The organism is Frankia sp. QA3 (genome assembly GCF_000262465.1).
Lineage (GTDB): Bacteria > Actinomycetota > Actinomycetes > Frankiales > Frankiaceae > Frankia.
The window spans coordinates 2,104,563-2,124,755 of record NZ_CM001489.1 but is presented as its reverse complement, the minus strand read 5'-3'; the positions used below and the strand labels follow the sequence as shown (position 1 = coordinate 2,124,755).

At 73.2% G+C, this 20,193-nt stretch carries 15 protein-coding genes and 2 pseudogenes; 7 read left to right on the top strand and 10 right to left on the bottom strand.

All coding sequences use genetic code 11. The annotated features are described in order from the left end of the window. Positions 1 to 59 precede the first annotated feature (59 nt). Entirely contained in the window at positions 60 to 1,154 is a 1,095-nt protein-coding gene (locus FRAQA3DRAFT_RS08670; protein WP_198287050.1) for an LLM class flavin-dependent oxidoreductase, read from the top strand. On the opposite strand, the pseudogene FRAQA3DRAFT_RS36910 reads toward FRAQA3DRAFT_RS08670, so the two are convergent. The 3 genes and pseudogenes from FRAQA3DRAFT_RS36910 to FRAQA3DRAFT_RS08660 form a co-directional block, all read right to left on the bottom strand. Beyond that, positions 1,151 to 1,285 (bottom strand): annotated as a pseudogene (locus tag FRAQA3DRAFT_RS36910) (IS630 family transposase); the annotation flags it as partial. The gene FRAQA3DRAFT_RS08670 and the pseudogene FRAQA3DRAFT_RS36910 overlap by 4 nt on opposite strands. A 43-nt stretch (positions 1,286 to 1,328) precedes the next feature. Continuing rightward, on the bottom strand, positions 1,329 to 1,853 hold the full coding sequence (locus tag FRAQA3DRAFT_RS08665; protein WP_009738690.1) for a hypothetical protein: 525 nt from the start codon (positions 1,851 to 1,853) through the stop codon (positions 1,329 to 1,331). Positions 1,854 to 1,934: 81 nt separating this feature from the next. Then, positions 1,935 to 3,431 (bottom strand): acyl-CoA carboxylase subunit beta, encoded by a 1,497-nt coding sequence (locus FRAQA3DRAFT_RS08660; protein WP_009738689.1) that lies wholly within the window; start codon positions 3,429 to 3,431, stop codon positions 1,935 to 1,937. A 326-nt stretch (positions 3,432 to 3,757) separates the two neighbouring features. Here FRAQA3DRAFT_RS08660 and FRAQA3DRAFT_RS34065 point away from each other — a divergent pair, with 326 nt between their 5' ends. Next, complete coding sequence (locus FRAQA3DRAFT_RS34065) at positions 3,758 to 4,441, top strand: MMPL family transporter (protein ID WP_035920704.1); 684 nt, start codon at positions 3,758 to 3,760, stop codon at positions 4,439 to 4,441. Positions 4,442 to 4,873: 432 nt separating this feature from the next. Here the strand turns inward: FRAQA3DRAFT_RS34065 and FRAQA3DRAFT_RS08650 are convergent, their stop codons facing one another. Further along, positions 4,874 to 5,785 (bottom strand): LysR family transcriptional regulator, encoded by a 912-nt coding sequence (locus FRAQA3DRAFT_RS08650; RefSeq protein ID WP_009738688.1) that lies wholly within the window; start codon positions 5,783 to 5,785, stop codon positions 4,874 to 4,876. Positions 5,786 to 5,917: 132 nt separating this feature from the next. Here FRAQA3DRAFT_RS08650 and FRAQA3DRAFT_RS08645 point away from each other — a divergent pair, with 132 nt between their 5' ends. Further along, on the top strand, positions 5,918 to 7,054 hold the full coding sequence (locus tag FRAQA3DRAFT_RS08645) for an SDR family oxidoreductase (protein WP_009738687.1): 1,137 nt from the start codon (positions 5,918 to 5,920) through the stop codon (positions 7,052 to 7,054). 1,119 nt (positions 7,055 to 8,173) lie between these two features. On the opposite strand, the pseudogene FRAQA3DRAFT_RS08635 reads toward FRAQA3DRAFT_RS08645, so the two are convergent. From FRAQA3DRAFT_RS08635 to FRAQA3DRAFT_RS08625, 3 genes and pseudogenes are all read right to left on the bottom strand, one after another. Next, positions 8,174 to 8,646, bottom strand: a pseudogene (locus FRAQA3DRAFT_RS08635) (IS5 family transposase); the annotation flags it as partial. A gap of 417 nt (positions 8,647 to 9,063) precedes the next feature. Then, the gene (locus tag FRAQA3DRAFT_RS08630; protein WP_009738684.1) at positions 9,064 to 9,399 is read right to left on the bottom strand and encodes a DUF362 domain-containing protein; all 336 of its coding nucleotides are present in this window, start codon (positions 9,397 to 9,399) and stop codon (positions 9,064 to 9,066) included. 411 nt (positions 9,400 to 9,810) lie between these two features. Next, complete coding sequence (locus tag FRAQA3DRAFT_RS08625; protein WP_009738683.1) at positions 9,811 to 10,860, bottom strand: NAD(P)-dependent alcohol dehydrogenase; 1,050 nt, start codon at positions 10,858 to 10,860, stop codon at positions 9,811 to 9,813. A 195-nt stretch (positions 10,861 to 11,055) separates the two neighbouring features. Here FRAQA3DRAFT_RS08625 and FRAQA3DRAFT_RS08620 point away from each other — a divergent pair, with 195 nt between their 5' ends. Continuing rightward, positions 11,056 to 11,769, top strand: coding sequence for a TetR/AcrR family transcriptional regulator (locus tag FRAQA3DRAFT_RS08620; protein WP_009738682.1), 714 nt, complete (start codon positions 11,056 to 11,058; stop codon positions 11,767 to 11,769). A 760-nt stretch (positions 11,770 to 12,529) separates the two neighbouring features. Continuing rightward, a complete protein-coding gene (locus tag FRAQA3DRAFT_RS08615) occupies positions 12,530 to 14,929 on the top strand; it encodes a PASTA domain-containing protein (RefSeq protein WP_009738681.1) in 2,400 nt (799 codons plus the stop codon). Positions 14,930 to 15,032: 103 nt separating this feature from the next. Here the strand turns inward: FRAQA3DRAFT_RS08615 and FRAQA3DRAFT_RS08610 are convergent, their stop codons facing one another. Further along, positions 15,033 to 15,989 carry an SDR family NAD(P)-dependent oxidoreductase gene (locus FRAQA3DRAFT_RS08610; RefSeq protein ID WP_035920702.1) on the bottom strand — a complete coding sequence of 319 codons (957 nt, stop codon included), beginning with the start codon at positions 15,987 to 15,989 and terminating at the stop codon, positions 15,033 to 15,035. A gap of 319 nt (positions 15,990 to 16,308) precedes the next feature. On the opposite strand from FRAQA3DRAFT_RS08610, the gene FRAQA3DRAFT_RS08605 reads away from it, so the two are divergent. After that, complete coding sequence (locus FRAQA3DRAFT_RS08605) at positions 16,309 to 16,944, top strand: TetR/AcrR family transcriptional regulator (protein WP_009738679.1); 636 nt, start codon at positions 16,309 to 16,311, stop codon at positions 16,942 to 16,944. Positions 16,945 to 16,963: 19 nt separating this feature from the next. Here FRAQA3DRAFT_RS08605 and FRAQA3DRAFT_RS08600 read toward each other — a convergent pair whose 3' ends face one another. Together FRAQA3DRAFT_RS08600 and FRAQA3DRAFT_RS08595 are read right to left on the bottom strand one after the other, a co-directional pair. Further along, a complete protein-coding gene (locus FRAQA3DRAFT_RS08600; RefSeq protein ID WP_009738678.1) occupies positions 16,964 to 18,166 on the bottom strand; it encodes a thiolase family protein in 1,203 nt (400 codons plus the stop codon). A gap of 52 nt (positions 18,167 to 18,218) precedes the next feature. Beyond that, entirely contained in the window at positions 18,219 to 18,614 is a 396-nt protein-coding gene (locus FRAQA3DRAFT_RS08595) for a Zn-ribbon domain-containing OB-fold protein (protein ID WP_009738677.1), read from the bottom strand. 504 nt (positions 18,615 to 19,118) lie between these two features. On the opposite strand from FRAQA3DRAFT_RS08595, the gene FRAQA3DRAFT_RS08590 reads away from it, so the two are divergent. After that, positions 19,119 to 19,592 carry an Lrp/AsnC family transcriptional regulator gene (locus FRAQA3DRAFT_RS08590; RefSeq protein WP_009738676.1) on the top strand — a complete coding sequence of 158 codons (474 nt, stop codon included), beginning with the start codon at positions 19,119 to 19,121 and terminating at the stop codon, positions 19,590 to 19,592. Positions 19,593 to 20,193 lie beyond the last annotated feature (601 nt).

Genomic DNA, 20,193 nt, shown 5'->3' with positions numbered 1-20,193 from the left:
CGCGTCGACGTACGCGCGTCGTCACGGCAGTCGTCGAATGAACCCGAAGCAGGAGGAAAATGATGCCGGTCGAATTCGTCAACGCCGCTCACTGGAGTGAGCCGGGCGAGGGCTTTGCGGCTGACTTCTGGCGTGGCAAGCTCGACCCGGAGTACATCCGTCGATACTCGCGCACGCTGGAGGACTTCGGGTTCGACTACACGTTGGTGGCCTACCACTCGGCGGGTCCTGACCAGTACGTTCGCTCGGCTGAAATCCTCACCTACACCGAGCGTCTGAAGCCGATGGTCGCCGTACGGCCGAACACGTCGTTCCCGACGGTTGCCGCACAGGCGCTGTCCACCCTCGATCAGCTGGGCAAGGGGCGCACGGCGGTCCACATCATCTCCGGTTCGAGCAACGAGGAGCAGCAGCGGCAGGGCGACTACCTCGAGAAAGATGCTCGCTACCGGCGCTCCGCCGAGTTCGTGCAGATCCTGCGGGATGTGTGGACGAAGGACGAGCCGTTCTCGCACCACGGTGAATTCTACGACTTCGATGACTTCGGGCCCGGTTACAAGACTTATTCTGGTGAGCCGCTGCCGGTCTCCCTCGGCGGATCGTCGGATTACGCCTATGCGGCGGGCGGCGCTCAGGCGGACATCTTCGCGCTGTGGGGCGAGCCGCTGGAGCAGACCAAGCAGCAGATCGACCGGGTCTACGAGGAGGCGCGGAAGGCCGGCAGGACCGGCAGAATTCGCTTCTGGGTCACCTTCCGGCCGATAGTCGCCGAGACCGACGAACTGGCGCAACGCAAGGCTCGCAAGCTCGTCGAGCAGTCCAAGGCTCACTACGGCGAGGTGCTGAAGGTCAACCTGCCGAACGTGGGCTCGCAGCGTCTGCGCGACATCGCGCAGGAGGGCGAGACGCATGACGGTGGTGTGCTCTGGACTCCGCGAGCGATCGCCGGGGCCGGCGGTGCCTCGTCGTTCCTGGTCGGCTCGCCCGAGACCATCGCGGAGGCGCTCGTCCGGTACGCCGAACTTGGTGCGGAAGTGATCTCGCTGCCGACCCTCGGCAACATCGGCGATGCCATCGACACAGGCCGCTACATCATCCCACTCGTGCGCAAGGAGCTCGCCCGTCGCGAGGCCCGCGAGGCGGTCGCGATCTAGTGTCCTGGGTCGTTGATTCGTGCGCAGTAGGCGGCGAGGGTCTCGAGGATCTGGTCGGCGGTCCTGGTCCAGATGAACGTTTTCAGGTCCTCGTTCCAGGCGTTGATCCACGTGCGGATGTCGGCTTCGAGGTCATCCGCCGGCTCGCGGCGAGGTGTTCCCCGGCGGCCACTTCTACCTGACCGACCAGCGGGGCGCCGTGGTGGCCGCGGTATCGGTGGGGCTCGCCGCCGCGCGCGGCGCTCGTCCGACGCCCTGACATCGCCGCAGGTCGTCGAGCGAACGGGCGTGACGGGCCGCGGCGTCCCAGAACGGCTGCGCCGGGACGACGTAGCAGCGGGTCCGCGCGGCGTGCCCGACCAGGACGGCCGCCGGGTGATAGCCGGTCACCGGGAGCCCGTCCGCCGCCGGGTCCTCGACCAGCGCGCCCGGCCCGTCCGGGAGGTGCGTGCGCGGCTCGTGGCACAGCTGGTGCAGCACGGCGTCGATCCACTGCGGGTCGTCGCCGAGCGGCAGGTCGGGCAGCATCCCGGCGGCGGCGTCGGAGAGCAGGGCGGCGGGGAGCGCACCGGCGTGGCCGAGCCGGCGGGCATCCAGCGCCACCGTGATCACAATGCGTTCCAGGTGGGTGAAAACCCCGCCGCTGCGATCCTCGTACGCGGCGATCAGCGCATCGTCGCCCTCAGGCCGCCGCCTCACCCGCCTGTCCTCGCCACCGGTCATAGCCGATCATTACGCAGGCCCGGGCGCGCTGGGGAGCGTTTCGCGGCGCAGCCGCCCTCACAGCGGGATGTTGCCGTGCCGGCCGCGGCGGGCCGGGGCGGCCGCCAGCGCCCGCGCGATGCGGGGGCGGGTGTCGACCGGGTCGATGACGTCGTCGATGACGCCCAGCGCCACCCCCCGCTCGACGCCGCCGGCGGTGCGGGTGTGCTCCTCGACGAGGCGGGCGAGCACACCGGGCCGGGCGTCGTCGGAGGCGGCGGCCAGCGCGCGCCGGTGCAGGATGCCGACGGCGGCCTCGGCGCCCATCACGGCGACCTCGGCCTCGGGCCAGGCGAGCACGGCCGTGGCCCCGAGCGAGCGGGAGTTCATCGCGATGTAGGCGCCACCGAACGACTTGCGGGTGATGAGGGTGACCCGGGGCACGGTGGCCTCGGCGAAGGCGTAGAGCAGCTTCGCGCCGCGGCGGACCACGCCGTCCCATTCCTGGCCGACGCCGGGCAGGTAGCCGGGGACGTCGACGAGGACGACGAGCGGGATGCCGAAGGAATCGCACATGCGGACGAAACGGGCGGCCTTCTCGGCGCTCAGGGAGTCCAGGCAGCCGCCCTTGCGCAGCGGGTTGTTCGCGATCACGCCGACGCTGTGGCCGTACAGCCGGCCGAGACCGACGACGACGTTCGGCGCCCAGCGCGGTTGGAGCTCCTCGAAGCTGCCGGGGCCGCCGTCGCCGTCGAGGAGCCGGTGCACCAGCGGGTGCACGTCGTAGGCCCGCCGCGCCCGCTGCGGCAGCAGCGACCGCGGGTCGCGCGGGTCGGGCGCGACCAGCTTCTCCCCGGCCGCGCGGGCGGAGTCGGCGGCCGCCTCCTCGGCGGTGATGGCGTCGAGGTCGACGTGCCCCGGCGCGGCGAGCAGCGTGGTGATCCGCCGGGCCCGCTGGTAGGCGTCGCTCTCGGAGCGGGCGATGACGTGGACGACGCCGGAGCGCCGGCCGTGCGCGTCGGCGCCGCCGAGACCCGCCATGTCGATCTGTTCCCCGGTGACGCTGCGCACCACGTCCGGGCCGGTGACGAAGACCCGCCCGTCCGGCGCCATGATCACGACGTCGGTCAGCGCCGGCCCGTACGCGGCACCGCCGGCCGCGGGACCCAGCACGACGGAGATCTGCGGCACCCGCCCGGATGCGTGGATCATGGCGGCGAAGATCTGGCCGATGCCGTCGAGGGCCTCGACCCCCTCGGCCAGGCTCGCGCCGCCGGAGTGCCACAGCCCGACGACCGGGACGCCGTCGCGGACCGCCTCCTCGATGGCGGCGACGATCTGCCGAGCGCCGAGCGCGCCGAGCGCCCCGCCCATCCGGGTCCCGTCGGTGCAGAAGGCGACCGCGGGCACGCCGTCGATGCGGCCCCGTCCGGACAGCACCCGGCCGCCCGCGGGCGCGTCGGCGGCGACGAACGAGCCCGGGTCGAACAGCTGGGACAGCCGGCGACCGGGGTCGCGCACATCCTGGCCGGGGATGACGACCTGTACCTGGTCGCTCCTGGTCGTCTGCGTCATGGCTTCCCTTCCCTCGCAACGCCGGTGGCGGCGACCCGGCGCCGCGGGTGCGATCCGCCCGCGCCGCCCACGCCGTATCCGGCCGGTCACGCCGGCGGGCGGGCCGCCCCCCAGAGTGTTCCTGCGAGTATCGACGCGCGACCTCAAATTCCCCTAAAGATTGGATATAGCCCGCCCAGCCTCCCAGGATTAAAAATTCGCCTGCAATTCGGCACCGGTCTTCTTGCCGCCGAGGCCGGACGGTGCCGAGCACTGATGGACGCTGATCGTCGGTCTGCGCTCAGATTGTCCCCGCAGTGGTCCGCAAATACGGACGAAAAGGACAGATGTGCCGGTTACGGCGGCCTCTCGGCGGTCAGACCGCGTTGTTCGACGACATGACGACCCGCTTCACCCGGGTGCTGCCGGCCTTCGCGGCCCTCGAACTCGTCGCCCTCGGCGTGACCGTGCTCGCGAGCCTGCGCTCGGTCGGCCCCACCGTGGCGATCGTCGGGGCGAGCGTGCTGACCACGGCCGCGGCGCTCGGCGCCATCACCTTCGTCTTCTGCGACGGCCACCTGGCCGGCGCCCTCGGCGCCCTCGGCGGGCCGATCGAGCCGTTCGTCCTCGTCCTCTCCTTCGGTCTGTCCATCGGCATGCACCTGACCCTGCTGCGCCGGCTGTGGGATCCGGGGGCGGAGCCGGCGGGCGGCGGGGACCCGGCGGCGGCGATCCGTTCCGGCCACGCGGACGTCGGCCACGCGGACGTCGGCCACGCGGACGTCGGCCACGCGGACGTCGGCCACGCGGACGTCGGCCACGTGGTCATCGCGATCAGTCTGATCATGATCGCCCTCTTCGCCGGGCTGGCCTGCCAGCAGGTACGCACGATGAAACTGCTCGGCCTCGGACCGGCCGTCGGCGTCGCGCTCGACGCGCTGGTGCTGCGCACCGTCCTGCTGCCGGCGCTGGTGCACCTCACCCGGGACGCCGCCGGCAGGCGGCTTGCGGCCGTGCACGCCGCGGGGTAGCCGACGTCGCGCGGCCGTCTACGCGGTGTTGCGCGTCGGCGGCGAGGCACCATTGGACTGTGGAATCGCCTTCCAGTAGTGGGAACAGGGCCGGCGGGCCGCCCCACATGTTGGTGGGCACGACGTAGTAACCGGAGGCGGAGAGATTACCCAGGATGCCGAGCGCGTGGATCGAGTACGCCCGCGGGATGATTGCGTAGGAGTCGGCGTCGTCCGTGTCCGTGTCCGTGTCCGTGTCGCTTTCTGCGGCGGTGTTCGGGGGCCTGTGGCGGCCTCGGCGGTCGGGAAGGTGCGCCCGCTGGCCGGTTGCCCGGCGGCGACGGCCAGGCCAAGGAGGCGGGCGGTCCGCGTCGGCGCTTGCGGCCGTCGGCGTCGCGCCGTCGCGCCGCAGGGGAAGCCCGCCAGGCCGCCGAGCTCGGGTGGCGGTGAGTGTCAGGGCAGCAGGGCACGCACGTGCGCGGGCAGCAGGCGGGCGTGCCGGGTGAGCAGGCCGAGGAAGGCCGCGCTGAGCACGTCGGGTTCGTCGCGCGAGTAGGCGGCCAGCGGGCGGCGCAGCGGTGGGTCGACCCGCAGGACCCGCCCGCCGAACGGGGCGGGCACGATGCTCGCCGGGACGAGGGCCGGGCCGAGCCCGGCGGCGGCGAGGATCGGGGCGGTGGCGGTCTGCTCGGTGCGTACCGCGGCGCGGGGCCGGAACCCGGCGTCGGCGGCGGCCCGGTCCAGCACGTCGGCGAGACCGTGACCGGGGGCGTAGTGCACCCAGTCCCGGGCGGCGAGGCGGCCGAGCTCGACCTGGGTCGTCGCGGCGGGTACGGCCGGGTCGTCCGGCGGCAGCACGACGACGAACTCCTCCTCGCCGAGCGGTCGGACCGGGCCGTGCCAGGCCGGCGGCGGCGGCGGCCCGATCGCGAGATCGGCCTGCCCGGCGAGCATCGCCTCGGCGAGCTCCTCGGCGTGCCGATGCTCGAACAGGCGCACCCGCACCCCCTCGTGCGCCTGGTGCCAGGCGCGCAGCACCGGCGGCAGCACCCCGAGGGTCACCGAGTACACGGTCGCGATCTGCACCTCGCCGCGTTCGAGCCCGGCGGCGCGCCGCGCGGCGCACCGGGCGCGTTCGGCGTCGGCGAGCGCGGCGCGGGCGTGGGGGAGCAGCGCCCGGCCCATCGGGGTCAGCCGGACCGTGCGCGGAAGCCGTTCGAGCAGCGCGCCGCCGACCGCGCGTTCCAGCGCCCGCACCTGGTGCGACAGCGCCGGCTGACTGACGTGCAGCAACTCGGCCGCCCGGGTGAAGGACCCCTCGTCGACGACCCGCACCAGGTACTCGAGCTGACGCAGCGTTGTCATAAGCAGAGTTTATGAGCCTCACAAAAACTATGTCTTCGACTTATGTCTTTGCGGTGCGCAGGCTCGAGACAGCGGGACGTTCCCGAAGCGGACCGGGTCCGGACCCGACACCGGCGATGCCAGGAGCAGCAGATGACCCACAGCCACACCACCCGTCCCGTGGACACCCGTCCCGTGGACACCCGTCCCGTGGACACCCGTCCCGTGGACACCCGTCCCGCGGACAAGGTCGCCCTCGTGGTCGGCGCCCAGGGGGTGATCGGCCGCACCCTCGTCGGGCACCTCGCCGGCCTCGGCGACTGGGAGGTCATCGGGGTGTCGCGCCGCGGCGGCCCGCCGGCGCCGCGCGTGCGCCATGTCGCCGTCGACCTGCTCGACCTCGACGCCACCCGGGCCGCGCTCGGTGGCCTGCGCACGGTGACCCACGTGTTCTACGCCGCCTACCAGGACCGGCCGACCTGGGCCGAGCTCGTCGCGCCGAACCTGGCGATGCTGACGCACGTCGTCGAGACCCTCGACGCGGCGAGTCCGGCGCTGCGCCACGTCAGCCTGATGCAGGGTTACAAGGTGTACGGCGCGCACCTCGGCCCGTTCAAGACCCCGGCGCGGGAGTCCGACGCCGGGCACATGCCGCCGGAGTTCAACGTCGACCAGCAGGACTATCTGGCGGCCCGCGGCTGGAATGCGGCCTGGAGCTGGTCTGCGATCCGCCCGTCGGTCGTGTGCGGGTTCGCCACGGGCAATCCGATGAACCTCACGATGGTCCTCGCGGTGTACGCGTCGATGTCGAAGGAACTCGGCCTGCCGCTGCGTTTCCCCGGCGCGCCGGGGGCCTACGACGCGTTGCTGGAGGTCACCGACGCCGGCCTGCTGGCGAAGGCGACCGTGTGGGCAGCGACCACCGAGGCGTGTGCCGACCAGGCCTTCAACATCAACAACGGCGACCTGTTCCGGTGGAGCGAGATGTGGCCGGCGATCGGCCGCTACTTCGGCCTGGAGGTCGCCCCGCCGCTGCCGATGAAGCTCGAGTCCGTCATGGCCGACAAGGAGGAACTGTGGACGACGATGACCGCTTGCCACGGCCTCGCCGGCCACACCTTTCAGGAGGTCTCGTCCTGGCGGTTCGGCGACGCGGTGTTCTCCTGGGACTACGACATGTTCGCCGACGGCTCGAAGGCCCGCCGCTTCGGCTTCCACGAGTACGTCGAGACCGAGACGATGTTCCACGCTCTCTTCGACGACCTGCGCCGTCGCCGGGTCATCCCCTGACCGCCCCGTCGGTGCCCGTGACGTCGCCGGGCCCGCCGACCTCCTGGTGGTCACGGCGTCGTGGCAGGTGTCGGCGGACGAGCGGGCACGTTCGCGCCCCCGCTGTCCGAAGTCGGCGAGGAGACGGGCGACGCCGCTTCGGCCGCGGGCGACGGTGGGCTGGCCGCGAGGGAATCTGCCGCAGCGCAAGGCCCAGGCGAACAGCGCCTCCGGTGGGCCCGGTCTGACCGTTCCTGACCCGAACGCCGGCTACCACGTCGTCGTCGTCCCGCAGTGCGGCCCGCCGCTACCATCCAGCTTGCCGAGCCCGCCAGCCCGGACCTGTTCGAGAACCCCTGTGACACCACCGGTGGAGGTGTCGCCCCCCTCGCGACTTCGTGCCGCCCGGTCACTCCTGATCAGACCTGCTGGCAGTCCGGTAACCGTTACACCGATCGTTACGACGACACCCAGGCCCGCCTCTGCGCCCAGAACGGCATCGCCGGCGCGTCGTCCGGCGGGGCGTTGGAGTCGTGCACCCCGAACAGTTTCGACGGTGACACCGCGGTCCTCATGGCCGACGGCACCCACAAGGCCGTTCGGGAGGCCAAGGTCGGTGGCCGGGTGTTGGCCACTCGGCCACCGCCGCACCTGATCCGAATCGTCGAGGCGTGGACGTGGGGACACACCATGATGGCTGTGGCTGGGCGGTGTGGCGCGGTTCCGCGGAACATCATGATCGTCGGCGTTGGGTCGGGTCGGGGCTTGGACGCGTGGCGCGGCTCCGTGCTCGCTACACGGAGATCTGACCGGTGAGCACGAGTCGGTCCTCGCGTCGTCGGACGCGCGATCTTCCTCTATGTCGCCGGCACCGCCCACGGCCGGCGTACTCGTCCCACGGTAACCGCTCCTGTTCGCGCCTCGATGATCTGGATCAAGCAGCTTGCGCGATCCAGCCCTTGATCACCACCAAGGGTGCGCCTTAAAGGGTGTCTCACGTGGGGATTTTTTTCCAGCAGGCAAACGCGGCGGAAAGGGAGAGGAAACCGAGGAAGTTGTGGCCGTTATATTTTTAGCGGACGGATGGACGGTCGGTCGTAGCCGTCCAGCCACGCCAGCGTTCTCTCGGCTTCCACCGGTACCGACCGAGCTGTTCGCCGCCGAGACGCCCACGACCAGCGGCAGCCCGCCTCCATCGGTCAGGACATGGAGTGTCGCGCTGGCTTTGCCGCGATCGACCGGGTTCGGGCCGGCCGGCGTTCCCCCCCTGTAGCCCGCAGGCTCGCCGCGTCCACGATCGCCGACGACCAGTCGATGTCACCGGCGCCGCCGTGGGCGTCGAGGATCGCCCGGTGCAGCCGGGGCCACAGACCGGCCCGGGTCCAGGCCAGGAACCGCCGGTGCGCCGTGGGCACCGACACCCCGAACTCGGTCGGTAGATGCCGCCAGGCACAGCCCGCGGTCAGCACGTAGACCACCGCGGTGAACACCGCCCGATCCTCGAGCGGCGCGGTCCCGCCACCCTGCTGGCGGGTCTCGAACCGGGGCAGCAACGGTTCCACCAGCTCCCACAGATCATCCGGGACCAGCCGCACAGCCAGGCTGCTCTCCATCACATCCATGATCGGATATGTACCCGGCGCGGCCACACGAGACATGCTTTTGGTGCAGGCGGGCCCGCCGGCGGATGCTTCCGCGGGTGCCCGCCACCAGGGCGAGCATCTCGCGCAGTGTGTCCGGGTCGGTGCGGGCGCGGGCCGGACCGAGGTCGCCCTTGGCTGGGCGGGGCACAGCTACGACGCGTGGCCGGCGGTCAACGCCTCGCGTGGTACCGCCACCCACCTGGCCGGGGACTACCCCCGCTGGCGCGCCAAGCCATCAGACGACATGCGGGCCTGGGCTCGGCTGGTGCGCCGCCGTCGGGTTCGCCGAGCTGGTCGTGGCTTGGCCCGGCATCCCCGGCGGCGTCCTGTTGCGGGGTTCCGCTGCGGGCGGTCCGGATGTGGAGCCACCGACCCGCCCGCGGGGGGTCACTTCTCGTAGGCGGCCACGAAGGGGGTGTCGGCCTTGATCTTGCCGAGGCGGGTGGCGCCGCCGGGCTCGCCGAGCGGCTCGTCGCGGCCGGGCAGGACCTCGTTGAAGAACGCCGCCTCGCTGTCGATGAACTCCTTGTCCTTCGCCTTCACCCGGTCGTCGCTGAGGGCCGCGCCGACGGGGCAGGAGACCGCGCAGGCGCCGCACTCGGTGCACTCGTCGGGGTTGATGTACATCTTGCGCTCGCCCTCGTAGATGCAGTCGGCCGGGCACCCCTCCAGGCAGGAGCCGTCCTTGACATCAATGCACGCGGCGGTGATGACGAATGGCATGAGAGCCCTCATTTCCGATCGACTACGGGGCGCGGCTGGGCGGCCGGTAATCCCGTGGCTGGCCTACGACTTTCGTTCCGGCCGGTGGCCGGGGCGGGTGCCGTGCGGCGAACCCGAAAGGAATCGTAACGGGCCGGGCGAGGTCGAAACGGCGCGCGCTGTGAATGTCATGTAAACAAATAGCGCGCGGAAAGGATGGCATCGATATCTCGCGGGACCGGGAAGACGATGACGCCAAGGATATTTTTATTGATGAATTTATCTTGGCTTTTTCCCGATGCGGGTGGGCGGGGTGCGGGATCGGGGCACGGCCGGCCGAGCCGGTCCGGACGCGGTGTCCGGCGCCGGCGCGGCCGGCCGGTGGGGCCGTGGCGTGGGCCTACGTCCAGGCCCATGCCTGTGCGCCGATGCCTACGCCTGGGTCAGGGTGGCGACGTCGATGACGAACCGGTAGCGCACGTCGCTGCGCAGCACCCGCTCGTAGGCCTCGTCGACCTCGTCGGCGCCGATGAGCTCGATCTCCGAGGCGATCTGGTGCTCGGCGCAGAAGTCGAGCATCTCCTGGGTCTCGCGGATGCCGCCGACGCTGGAACCGGCGAGGCTGCGCCGCCCGCCCAGCAGCGAGAACACGCTGAACGAGCTGGCCTCGGGCGGCGCGCCCAGGTTGACCATCGTGCCGTTGAGGCGCAGCAGGCCGAGGTAGGCGTCCAGCGGCAGGTTCGCCGACACGGTGTTGATGATCAGGTCGAACGAGCGGCGCAGCGTCTTGAACGTCGCCTTGTCGCCGGTGGCGAAGTAGTGGTCGGCGCCGAGGCGCAGGCCGTCCTTCTCCTTGCCCAGCGTCTGGCTGAGCACGGTCACCTCGGCGCCCAGAGCATGGGCGATCTTGACGGCCATGTGGCCGAGCCCGCCCATGCCGACGACGGCGACCTTCTTGCCGGGACCGGCCTGCCAGTGCCGCAGCGGCGAGTAGACGGTGATCCCGGCGCACAGCAGCGGGGCCGCCGCGTCGAAGGGCAGCGTCTGCGGAATGCGCACGACGAAGTGCTCGGTGACGACGACGCTCTGGCTGTAGCCGCCGTAGGTGATCTCGCCGTCGTAGCCCTTGCCGTTGTACGTGGGCACTGCGCCCTTGAGGCAGTACTGCTCCTCGTCGGCCTCGCACGCCTCGCACTCACCGCACGAGTCGACGAAGCAGCCCACACCGACCCGGTCGCCGACGGCGTACTTCGTCACGCCCGGGCCGACCGCGGCGACCACGCCGGCGATCTCGTGGCCGGGAACGAGCGGGAACGTGCCCCGGCCCCACTCCTCCCGGGCCTGGTGGATGTCGCTGTGACAGATGCCGGCGTACTTGATGTCGATGAGGACATCGCGGTCGCGCAGCTCGCGGCGCTCGACCGTCGAGCGCTCGAACTTGGCGCCCGGGGTGGGGACAACCAGCGCTGCGGTGGTGGCCATGGAACTCCCTCGCGCCCTCGCCGCTCCCGGGCGGGTGCGCCACGGGAGCGCGGAGAGGGCCGTGTTGATCACTGTGTGACGCGGACGAAAGCCTGCGAACGCCCCGGGACCGGCACCCCGGCCCCACAATGTAAGAGCGCGCTCACTTCGATTGTATGGTGCACAGACGTCCAGGCGTCGGGACCGGAGGCGGAAATGGTGGAGCCGGGCCGCCCCGGGGGGCCCGTCCGCCCCGGGGAGCCGACCGGTCCGGTGGGGACGGCCCTGTCCGCGCAGCCGGGCGGGCCGCAAGGTCGGGCCCCCGGCCGGACCTCGTATCACCACGGCGATCTGGCGGCCGCGCTGGTCGCCGGCGCCCTCGACCTGATCGCCCAGGGCGGACTGGCGGCGTTCTCGGTCGCCGCGGTCGCCCGCCGTGTCGGGGTGAGCTCGGCGGCGCCGTACCGGCACTTCCCCGACCGGGACAGCCTGCTCGCCGCGGCCGCCGCGACGGCGGCGCGCCAGCTCACCGGGCAGCTGCGCACGGCCGCGGACCGGGCCGGCGCCGATCCGGTGGAACGGCTGGCCGCGACCGCCGGTGCCTACACCAGGTTCGTCATCCAACGCCGCGCCGGGATGGATGTTCTGTTCGCCCCGGGGCTGGCGGGCAGCCGCCATCCCCAGCTCGGCGCGCAGACCCGGGCCCTGCTCGACACGCTGCTCCCGCTCGTGCTGGCCCTGCCCGGGGTGCCGAGCTACCGCGACGCGCTCATCCTCGTCGAGCAGCACCTCGCCCAAGCCCACGGGCACGCCGTGTTCCACCTCGACGGCGTGTTCGCCCAGCACCGCCGCAGCGTCGACCAGGCCGCCGCCGCGTCCGTCGCCACGACCCGGATGCTCGTCGTCGGCCACGCCGCCGGTCGCGTCTGAGGCGCCGCGTCGGCCACGCCGCCGGTCGCGTCTGAGGCGCCGCGCCGGCCTCGCTGCCGGGCGTGCCTGCAGGCGCCGCGCCGGCCGAGCCCGCCCCGCCGCCGCGGACCGACGCCCGGTGGCGCGAAGGTCGCCTGCCGGGCGCTGCGACTGGTCGCCGGAATGCCGGCGCCATTGACGTCCTTTCCAGGCGAGCGCGTCCTTCCCAGGCGAGCGCCGATCGGCCGGGACACCGGGGGTGCCCGGCGCCGGGGTTCCGATCACCCGTTCGTGGGGCTTATGGGCTATTGCCGTGCCGGGGTCAGCGGGCCGGTGTCGGGTGATCGGTCGCTCGTGATATCCGCCAAGATTTCCGCCGTTCGGCCAGGTGATGAGGTATTGGGCGGGGAAATGTGCGGCGACGGTCTGAAGATCGGCTGAGATCGGCGACGTCCGGCGCGCCGCCGGGAGGTGGGGTGCGGGCGCCGCTGGGCGGCGGGCAGTGGCGCCATCCCCGGTACCGCAGCCGTTGTCGGGCCCGCCGTGCCGCCACCGCGGGCGTGTCGGACAGGCAGCCCAGCTGGCCGTTTTGTGCCCTGCAGCGCCGCTGCGGGGGAGTTGCGTCGGCGACATCGGACCGCCTTCGGCAACCGGGACGCGCGGCGGAAGGGTGCCGCCGGCGGTGTCGAGTTCGCGATAGGAACGACTGGGGGGACGACCGGTCACCGACAATTCAGCAGGCGCCCTGTGCCCGATTTCCGGTCGGCGGAACGGAGGGATTGTGGATTCGCGCGAGAACGTCGACGAGGTGACCGAGCCGCGGGAAACAACGACCGGGCTCACCACCCGCCCGGACCCGCTGCGCCCCGGCGACCCGCGCGAACTCGGCGATTACCGGATTCTCGGCCGCCTCGGCGAGGGCGGCATGGGCACCGTCTTCCTCGGCCGGGGCCGCGACACCGGCCTGGTCGCGGTGAAGGTCATCCGCGCGGACATCGCCCGCATTCCCCGCTACCGCGACCGGTTCCGCCGGGAGGCCGCCGTGGCGCGGCGGGTCGCCCGCTTCTGCACCGCGGAGGTCCTCGACGTCGTCGACCCCCCGCACGGGCAGCCGTACCTCGTCACCGAGTTCGTCGATGGCCCGACCCTGGCCCGCGCCGTCGCCGCCCACGGCCCGCTGGGCTCGGCCGACCTGGAACGCATCGCGGTCAGCGTGGCCGCGGCGCTGACCGCCATCCACGGCGCGGGTCTGGTGCACCGCGATGTCACCCCGACGAACGTGCTGCTCTCCCCGTTGGGCGCGCGGGTGATCGACTTCGGGCTGGCCCAGGTCACGGACGAGGCGCCCAGCGGGCCGTCCGGCCGGGTCGCGGGGACCCCGGCGTTCATGGCTCCCGAGCAGGCCCGCGGCGAGACCGTGACGAGCGCGGCGGACATCTTCTCCTGGGGCGGCCTGGTGATCTTTGCGGGCAGCGGGCGCAAGCCGTTCGGTGACGGCCCGACGTCGGCCCAGCTGCACCGGATCCTGCACACCGACCCCGCGCTCGGCGAGCTCGACCCGGCGCTGGCCGCCGTGGTGCGCGCGGCGATGCGCCGTGAGCCGGCCGGCCGGCCCACCGCCGAGGAGCTGCTGCGCCGCCTCGTGCGCCCCGGCGCCGCCGCGGAGACCATCGTCACCAGCCCGCTGGACATCGTCCCGCCCCGGCCGGGCCCGAGCACGTCACCATCCGCCGCGCGGGCCTCCGCCCGAACGTCGCCGGCCGGCCTGCCGGCGTCGGGGGCGAGCTCCGCCCTCGCGGCGACGGCAGCGGCGACGGGGACGGGGCCAGGATCCGGCTCCGCCCCGGCGGCGGGGTCTGGCTCGGCCAGGGCGGGGGTGAAGTCCGGCGCGCCGGCAGCGACGGGGCCGAGGCCCGGCTCCGCGGCGGCGGGGACGGGGATGAGGCCAGGTTTCGCGACGGGGGTGGCGATGGCGCGGTCCGGGCCGGTGCCCGGCGGGGGAGTCGGCGTCGCGCCCGGTCGGCGACCGGACACCCCCGGCGCAGCCGGGCGGGCAGTCACGGCGACGACGCCGGAGCCGCCGCCGGTCGCCGCGACGCCCGCCCCGGCGACCGGCCCGCAGGACCTGGTGCTGGCCGGCCCGGCCGGCCCCACCGGCGATCCCGGGCCGGCCGGCCGGCGGCGGCGGGTGCGGCTGATCGCCGCCGTGGCCGCGGCGGGCATCGTGATCGCGGCCGCGCTGATGGTGATCGGCCTGCTCGTGCACGCCCACGGCGGGTCCACTCGGGCCACCGCGACGGCGTCCGGTCAGGTCGCCGTGCCCGGCGGGCTCGTCGGCCGGCCCGTCGGGAAGGCCACGGGCCGCAGCGCCAGCCCCGCCGTCGCCACCCCCACCCGAACGGCCACCCGAACTGTCGGCGCCCCCGGCGACGGCAGAACCGGCGAGCCGACGAGCACCGCCCGTCCCGGCGCGCACACCGATCCCACCGACGCCTCGCCGGCCACCGGCAGGGTCGCCGTCCCGGACGTGGTCGGCCAGGACGCCGACGCGGCCGAGACCGCCGTGCGCGCGGCCGGCTTCGGCACGGTCGAACGCGCCTACCGGGCCGGCAGCGGCGCCCGCGGCACGGTCGTCGCGACCGACCCGCGGGCCGGGACGACGCCCACCCGCGACGCCACCGTCACCCTGACCGTGTCGACGGGGCCGAGCACCGTCACGGTGCCCGAGGTCGTCGGGCACGACGCCGCGGACGCCCGCACGGCGTTGCGTGCCGCCGGCCTCACCGTGGTGGAACGGGTCAACTCCGGCCCGTCCACCGCCGACGCCGGGCAGGTGGACGCCGTCGCGCCGCAGGAGGGCACCCGGGTGGCGGCCCACAGCTCCGTCACCATCACCGTGGTCAGTGACACGGTGGCCGTGCCCGATCTGCACGGCCGTCCGGAGGGTGAGGCCGACCGGACCCTGACCGACCTCGGCCTCACCGTCGTCCAGCACCCCCGGGCCGGCGGCGATCCGCCCGGCACGGTCGTCGGGCAGACCCCGGCGCCGGGCGGCGTCGTGGCCCGCGGATCGACCGTCACCCTCGTCGTCGCCCGGCCCGCCGCAACCGGCTCGCCGAGCCCTTCCGCCGCAACCGGGGGACCGGGCCCGTCGCCTGCGCCCCCGCCGACTTCACCCTGACCGCCGCCCGACCAGGTGCCGCTCGAACAGGTGCCGCCCGACCAGGTGCCGCCCGACCAGGTGCCGCTCGACCGAACGTCGCCCGTCGACAGGTCGGTGCGGGTCAGCCGGCCAGGGTGGCGAGGCTGACGTCCCACAGCCGCGCGGCCGAGCGCGGGTCGAGGGCGTAGTCCGCCACCCCGGTGCGGATTCCCGGCTGGTGCGGGCCGGCCTCGTTGCAGTCCTGGAAGTACCGGCCGCTGACCCCGTCGACCAGGGGCGACGCGGCGAGCAGCACCGAGGTCGACGCCCCCTGCTCGGGCGTCTTCCAGGAGATGCCCCCGCCGCCGGTGCTGCCGGCGCGCTGGGCCCGCAGTCGGTCGAGCTCGGCATCGGTGACGTGACGCTGCAGCTTGGTGCGGATGCCGCCGGGCATGAGCGCGTTGACGGCGATGCCGTCGTCCGCCCACCGCCGGGTCGCCTCGACGGCGAACAGCACGTTCGCGGTCTTCGACTGCCCGTAGGCCGACCACGGCTCGTAGGGCCGCTCGAGGAAGTGGATGTCGTCGAAGACGACGTCGGAGCGCACATGCGCACTCGAGCTCACCGACACCACCCGGGCGCCGCCGGCCGCGGCCAGCGCCGGGCGCAGGCCCGTCGCCAGTGCGAAGTGGCCCAGATGGTTGGTGGCGAACTGCAGCTCCCAGCCCTGCGGCGTGCGGGTCTCCGGAGAGGCCATCACCCCGGCGTTGTTGACGAGGATGTGCAGCGGACCCTCCCAGCCGTTGACGAACGCGGCGACGGAGGCGGGCTGTGCGAGGTCGAGCGGGACGATCGTGACCTGCTCGTTCCCGGTCGACGCGGTGATGTCGGCGGCCACGCGGGCACCGGCATCGAGGTCACGGACCGTGATCGTCACCTGCGCGCCCGCGCCGGCCAGCGCCCGCGCCGTCTCGACGCCGATGCCCGAGGACGCGCCGGTCACGACGGCACGCCGGCCGGACAGGTCAACGTCCGCCAGCACCTCGGCCGCGGTCGAGGTCGCGGAGAACGGTGTGGTGATCAGTGTGCTCACAGTGATGATCTTCCTGTGTGCTCGGCGGAACCGGGCAGGGGCCCGGTCGATAGGATGGAGGCGGCGGGGACGACCGCGGCGACGGCCCGTCCGGGCCGGGGCGCGCGGGGATCCGGAACGCTCGGTCGGTTCCGGTGGGGCGAAGCTCCCGGCCGCGTGTCCAGCCTAAGTGGAGCCGCCTCCACCTAGCAATGTAGTCACCGTGCGTTCGCTGGCCGCGCAACGGTCCGCCCGGTGCCCAGTGCCCGCCGCCCGCGGTCCGCGGGGCAGCCGGGCCCACTCGCGCCGACCGGCCGCGGTGTTCATGGCCGCGGGGAGGAGAGCGATGCCGGTACAGGGCAGGACCAGGCCGTTGCGGGCCGACGCCCGCCGCAACCGCGAACAGGTCCTCGACGCCGCCCTGCGGGCCTTCTCCGCGGGGGGTCCGGGCGTGCCCCTGGAAGCCGTCGCGAAGGACGCCGGGGTCGGCATCGGCACCCTCTACCGGCACTTCCCGACCCGCGAGGCGCTCGTCGAGGCGGTCTACCGCGCCGAGCTCGGCCGGTTGTGCGACGCGGCGCCCGCGCTGCTGGGCCGCCTGCCGCCGGATGGGGCCGTCCGCGCCTGGATGGACGCCTTCCTCGACTACACCTGCGCCAAGCGGGGGATGGCCGACGCGCTGCGGGCGGTCATCGCCTCCGGCGGCGACCCGTTCGCCCACAGCCGCGAGCGGATGATCGCCGCCGTCACCTCGCTGCTCGCCGCCGGCGCCGCCGCGGGGACCGTCCGCGCCGACGTCGGCCCGGTCGACGTGCTCACCGGGCTCGCCGGCGTCACCCTCGCCGCCGGCGAGCCCGCCCAGCGCGCGCAGGCGGGGCGCCTGCTGGACCTGTTCATGGACGGCCTGCGCCCCCGCCCCGCCACCCCGCCCCGCGCGGCGGAGCCGTCCGGCGCGGCGCAGCCGCCCCGCGCGGCGGGGTAGGCGGGAGGGGCCGCACGGATCAGGCGGCGGCGCGTTCGAGGATGTGCACCCCGCAGGCCGAACCCAGCCCGATCACGTGGGCCAGGCCGATGCGGGCCCCGGGGATCTGCCGGTCGCCGGCCTCGCCGCGCAGGTGGGTCGCCACCTCCCAGATGTTCGCGATGCCGGTCGCCGAGATCGGGTGCCCCTTGGACTCCAGCCCGCCGGAGACGTTCACCGGCGTCGACCCGTCGCGCCAGGTCGCGCCCGAGTTGAAGAAGTCCACCGCGCCGCCCTCCGGGCACAGCATCAGGTTGTCGTAGTGGACCAGCTCGGCGGTGGCGAAGCAGTCGTGCAGCTCGACCAGGTCGAGGTCCTCCGGGTCGACCCCGGCGGTGTCGTAGGCGCGCCGCGCGGCGTTGCGGGTCAGCGTGTTGACGTTGGGCAGCACCTGGCAGGCCTCCTCCCACGGGTCGGTGGTCAGCACGGAGGCGGAGATCTTCACCGCCCGGCGGCGCTGCTCGGGCGCCAGGGTCTTCAGCGCGGCACCGGTGACGAGGACCGCGGCCGCCGCCCCGTCGCAGTTCGCCGAGCACATCGGCCGGGTGTTCGGGTAGGAGATCATGACGTCGTTCATGATCTCGTCCAGGGTGAACCGGCGCTGGTAGGAGGCCAGCGGGTTCAGCGTCGAGTGGGCGTGGTTCTTCTCGGAGATCCGGGCGAACAGCTCGAAGCTCGTGCCGCCGTAGCGGTGGCCGTACTCCATGCCGATCTGGGCGAAGACCCCGGGCATCGTCTCGGTGCCGATGCGCCCGTCGAGCGGGCCGACCGCGCCGAAACGGCCCTGCGGCGCCCAGGTGGCGGAGTCACCCTGGCGCTCGCCGCCGGCCAGCAGCCCGGCGCCCGCGAGCTTCTCCACGCCGACGGCGAGCCCGAAGTCCGCCTCCCCGGCCCGTAGCGCCATGTGGACGACGCGGACCGCGGTCGCCCCCGTCGCGCAGGCGTTGGCCACGTTGTAGACGGGGATGCCGGTCTGGCCCACCTGCTTCTGTAAGGCCTGGCCGATCCCGCCGCCGCCGCGCAGGTTGCCCGCGGCGAGAATGCCGATCTCCCGCATGGTGATCCCGGCGTCCGCAATCGCGTTCATGGTCGCCTCGGCGGCCAGGTCGATCAGGTCGGAGTCGGGGTGCTTGCCGAACCGCGTCATGCTGATGCCCAAGATCCAGACGTCGTCGCTCGCCATGTCGTCTCTCCTGTCGAAGGTGTGGGGCGCGTTCCCGAAACGCCGAGGGGCCTCAGGGGCGGGGCTCGAAACCGAAGCTGACCGCCTCGGTGCCGGCCTGGTCGACGCCGACCGGGGTGAGCGCGAGGCGGACCTTCATCCCCAGGCGCACCGCCTCGGGCGTGGGCTCGACGTTGATGAGGTTGGCGCGCACGCTCGTGCCGGCGCAGTCCACCGTCGCCGACACGAACGGCACGGGGACTCCCGGGGCGGCATGAGCGACGATCGTGAACGCGCGGACCTCGCCCTCGGTGGGGACGTCCACCCGGGTGAAGGACGTGCCGAAACAACTCGCGCACGCGTTGCGTCGGTCGAAGAAACGCGCGCCGCACACGGTGCATTCGCGGGCGACCAGGTGCGGGCGTTCACCGAGGACCAGATAGTCGACGAACGGGACGGTCTGCGGCACGGGCGGTGCTCCTCACGGGTCGGGATCCGTCCCCGGCCGGCCGACCGGCGGACGCATGGGTGGTCCGCCGCGAGATGCGGCCGCGGTGGCGGCGGCGGATCCCACGCTGGCCGTGGCACGTCGGGCGCGTCCCGCCATCACCGTCCACCCCTTGTGGGCTTACCATCCGCCCCAGACAGCGGCAACCGGTCCGCGGTCTGGCCGCGGGGCCGCCCCGCTGCCCGCTCCCCCCACGCGGCGGTCCGGGTGCCCCGCCGTCCGTCCGCCCGCAGCCCCGCTCCAGCCGCCCGCAGCGCCGCGCGGCGCACCACATCTGGCCCGAAAGTGCCGGACACGCAGAGCACGGAATCTGTCCATCTGCGTTTTCCCTGGTCGTGGGATCCCCACGCGGTACGTACTCGGCACAACCCGCCCGATACCGGGACATGTTGCTACGATGTCGCGACCATGCAATAAATGCTCCGAGGGCGGGTCATCAATGCCCAGACGGCGAGGAGAATCGGTTTGGACGAGCTCGACCGGGCCTTGTTGCGCCTGTTGCAGCAGAATGGCCGGCGGACCAACCGGGATCTCGCCCTGGCCACCCACGTGGTGCCCTCGACCTCCTTGCAGCGGGTGCGCTCGCTGGTGGAACGGGGCATCATCAGCGGTTTTCGTGCCGAGGTCGAGCTCGCCGCGATCGGCCGGCCGGTGCAGGCCCTGATATCCGTGCGGGTCCGCCCGCCCTCCCGTTCGGTGATCGAGGCTTTCCGCGCCTGGGCGGCCGACCTCGCCGAAACGGTCAGCCTGTTCTCCACGACCGGAACCTTCGATTTCCTCCTGCACGTCGCGGTGCCGGACGTCGACGGGCTCTACAGCCTCGTCATCGACCGGCTCACCGCCCGGCCCGAGGTCTTCGACGTGCAGACGAGCCTGGTGTTCGACCACCGCCGCTCGGCGGCGATCGAGCCGATCGAACCGGCCGGCCCCGCGCAATAGCGCCCAGTCCTGCCCGCCGCGGCCCGGGTTCGGCTCCGAGCACTACGGCTGTCCGGCGCCCGCCCCACCGCGGCGTGCTGCGCGGTTGCGGTCCGTCCACCCAGACCTCCACCATCACCAGGACCGCTCCACCATCACCAGGACCGCTCCACCATCCTGGTCACAGGTGCTGTTGGCGGAGCGAGGTCGGCCGTTCCCGATCGCGCGGCGGGGCACTCGCGCCCGCCGCCGCCCGCCTCATATCGGAAAGCGGCTGGTCAGTGCGATTTCGCGGATCATTTTGCGGATCATTCGGCGGCGGGTATCGCGGGCCCTGGGCGCCGCCGGCCGGGCCTTGGCCCAGGGGGAACACGGCGTGGTACCTCCCTGCGGACACCCCGCGCGAATAGCCAGAAAAGGGCGCTCTAGTCTGATGGCGCGATATGCCGGTCGGGTGGCACCGGCCGGCCGACGCGGCGAACGCGAACTCGGCGGGAGGCGGCCGCCGATGTCGGTGGCCTGCGGCGCCGGGGCGATGCGGTTCCGGGACGGGATGGGCGGGGGAGATGGGCGCGGGCTCACCGCCATGGGCGCGAGTGCTGAGGGCGGCGGTCGGGTCGGT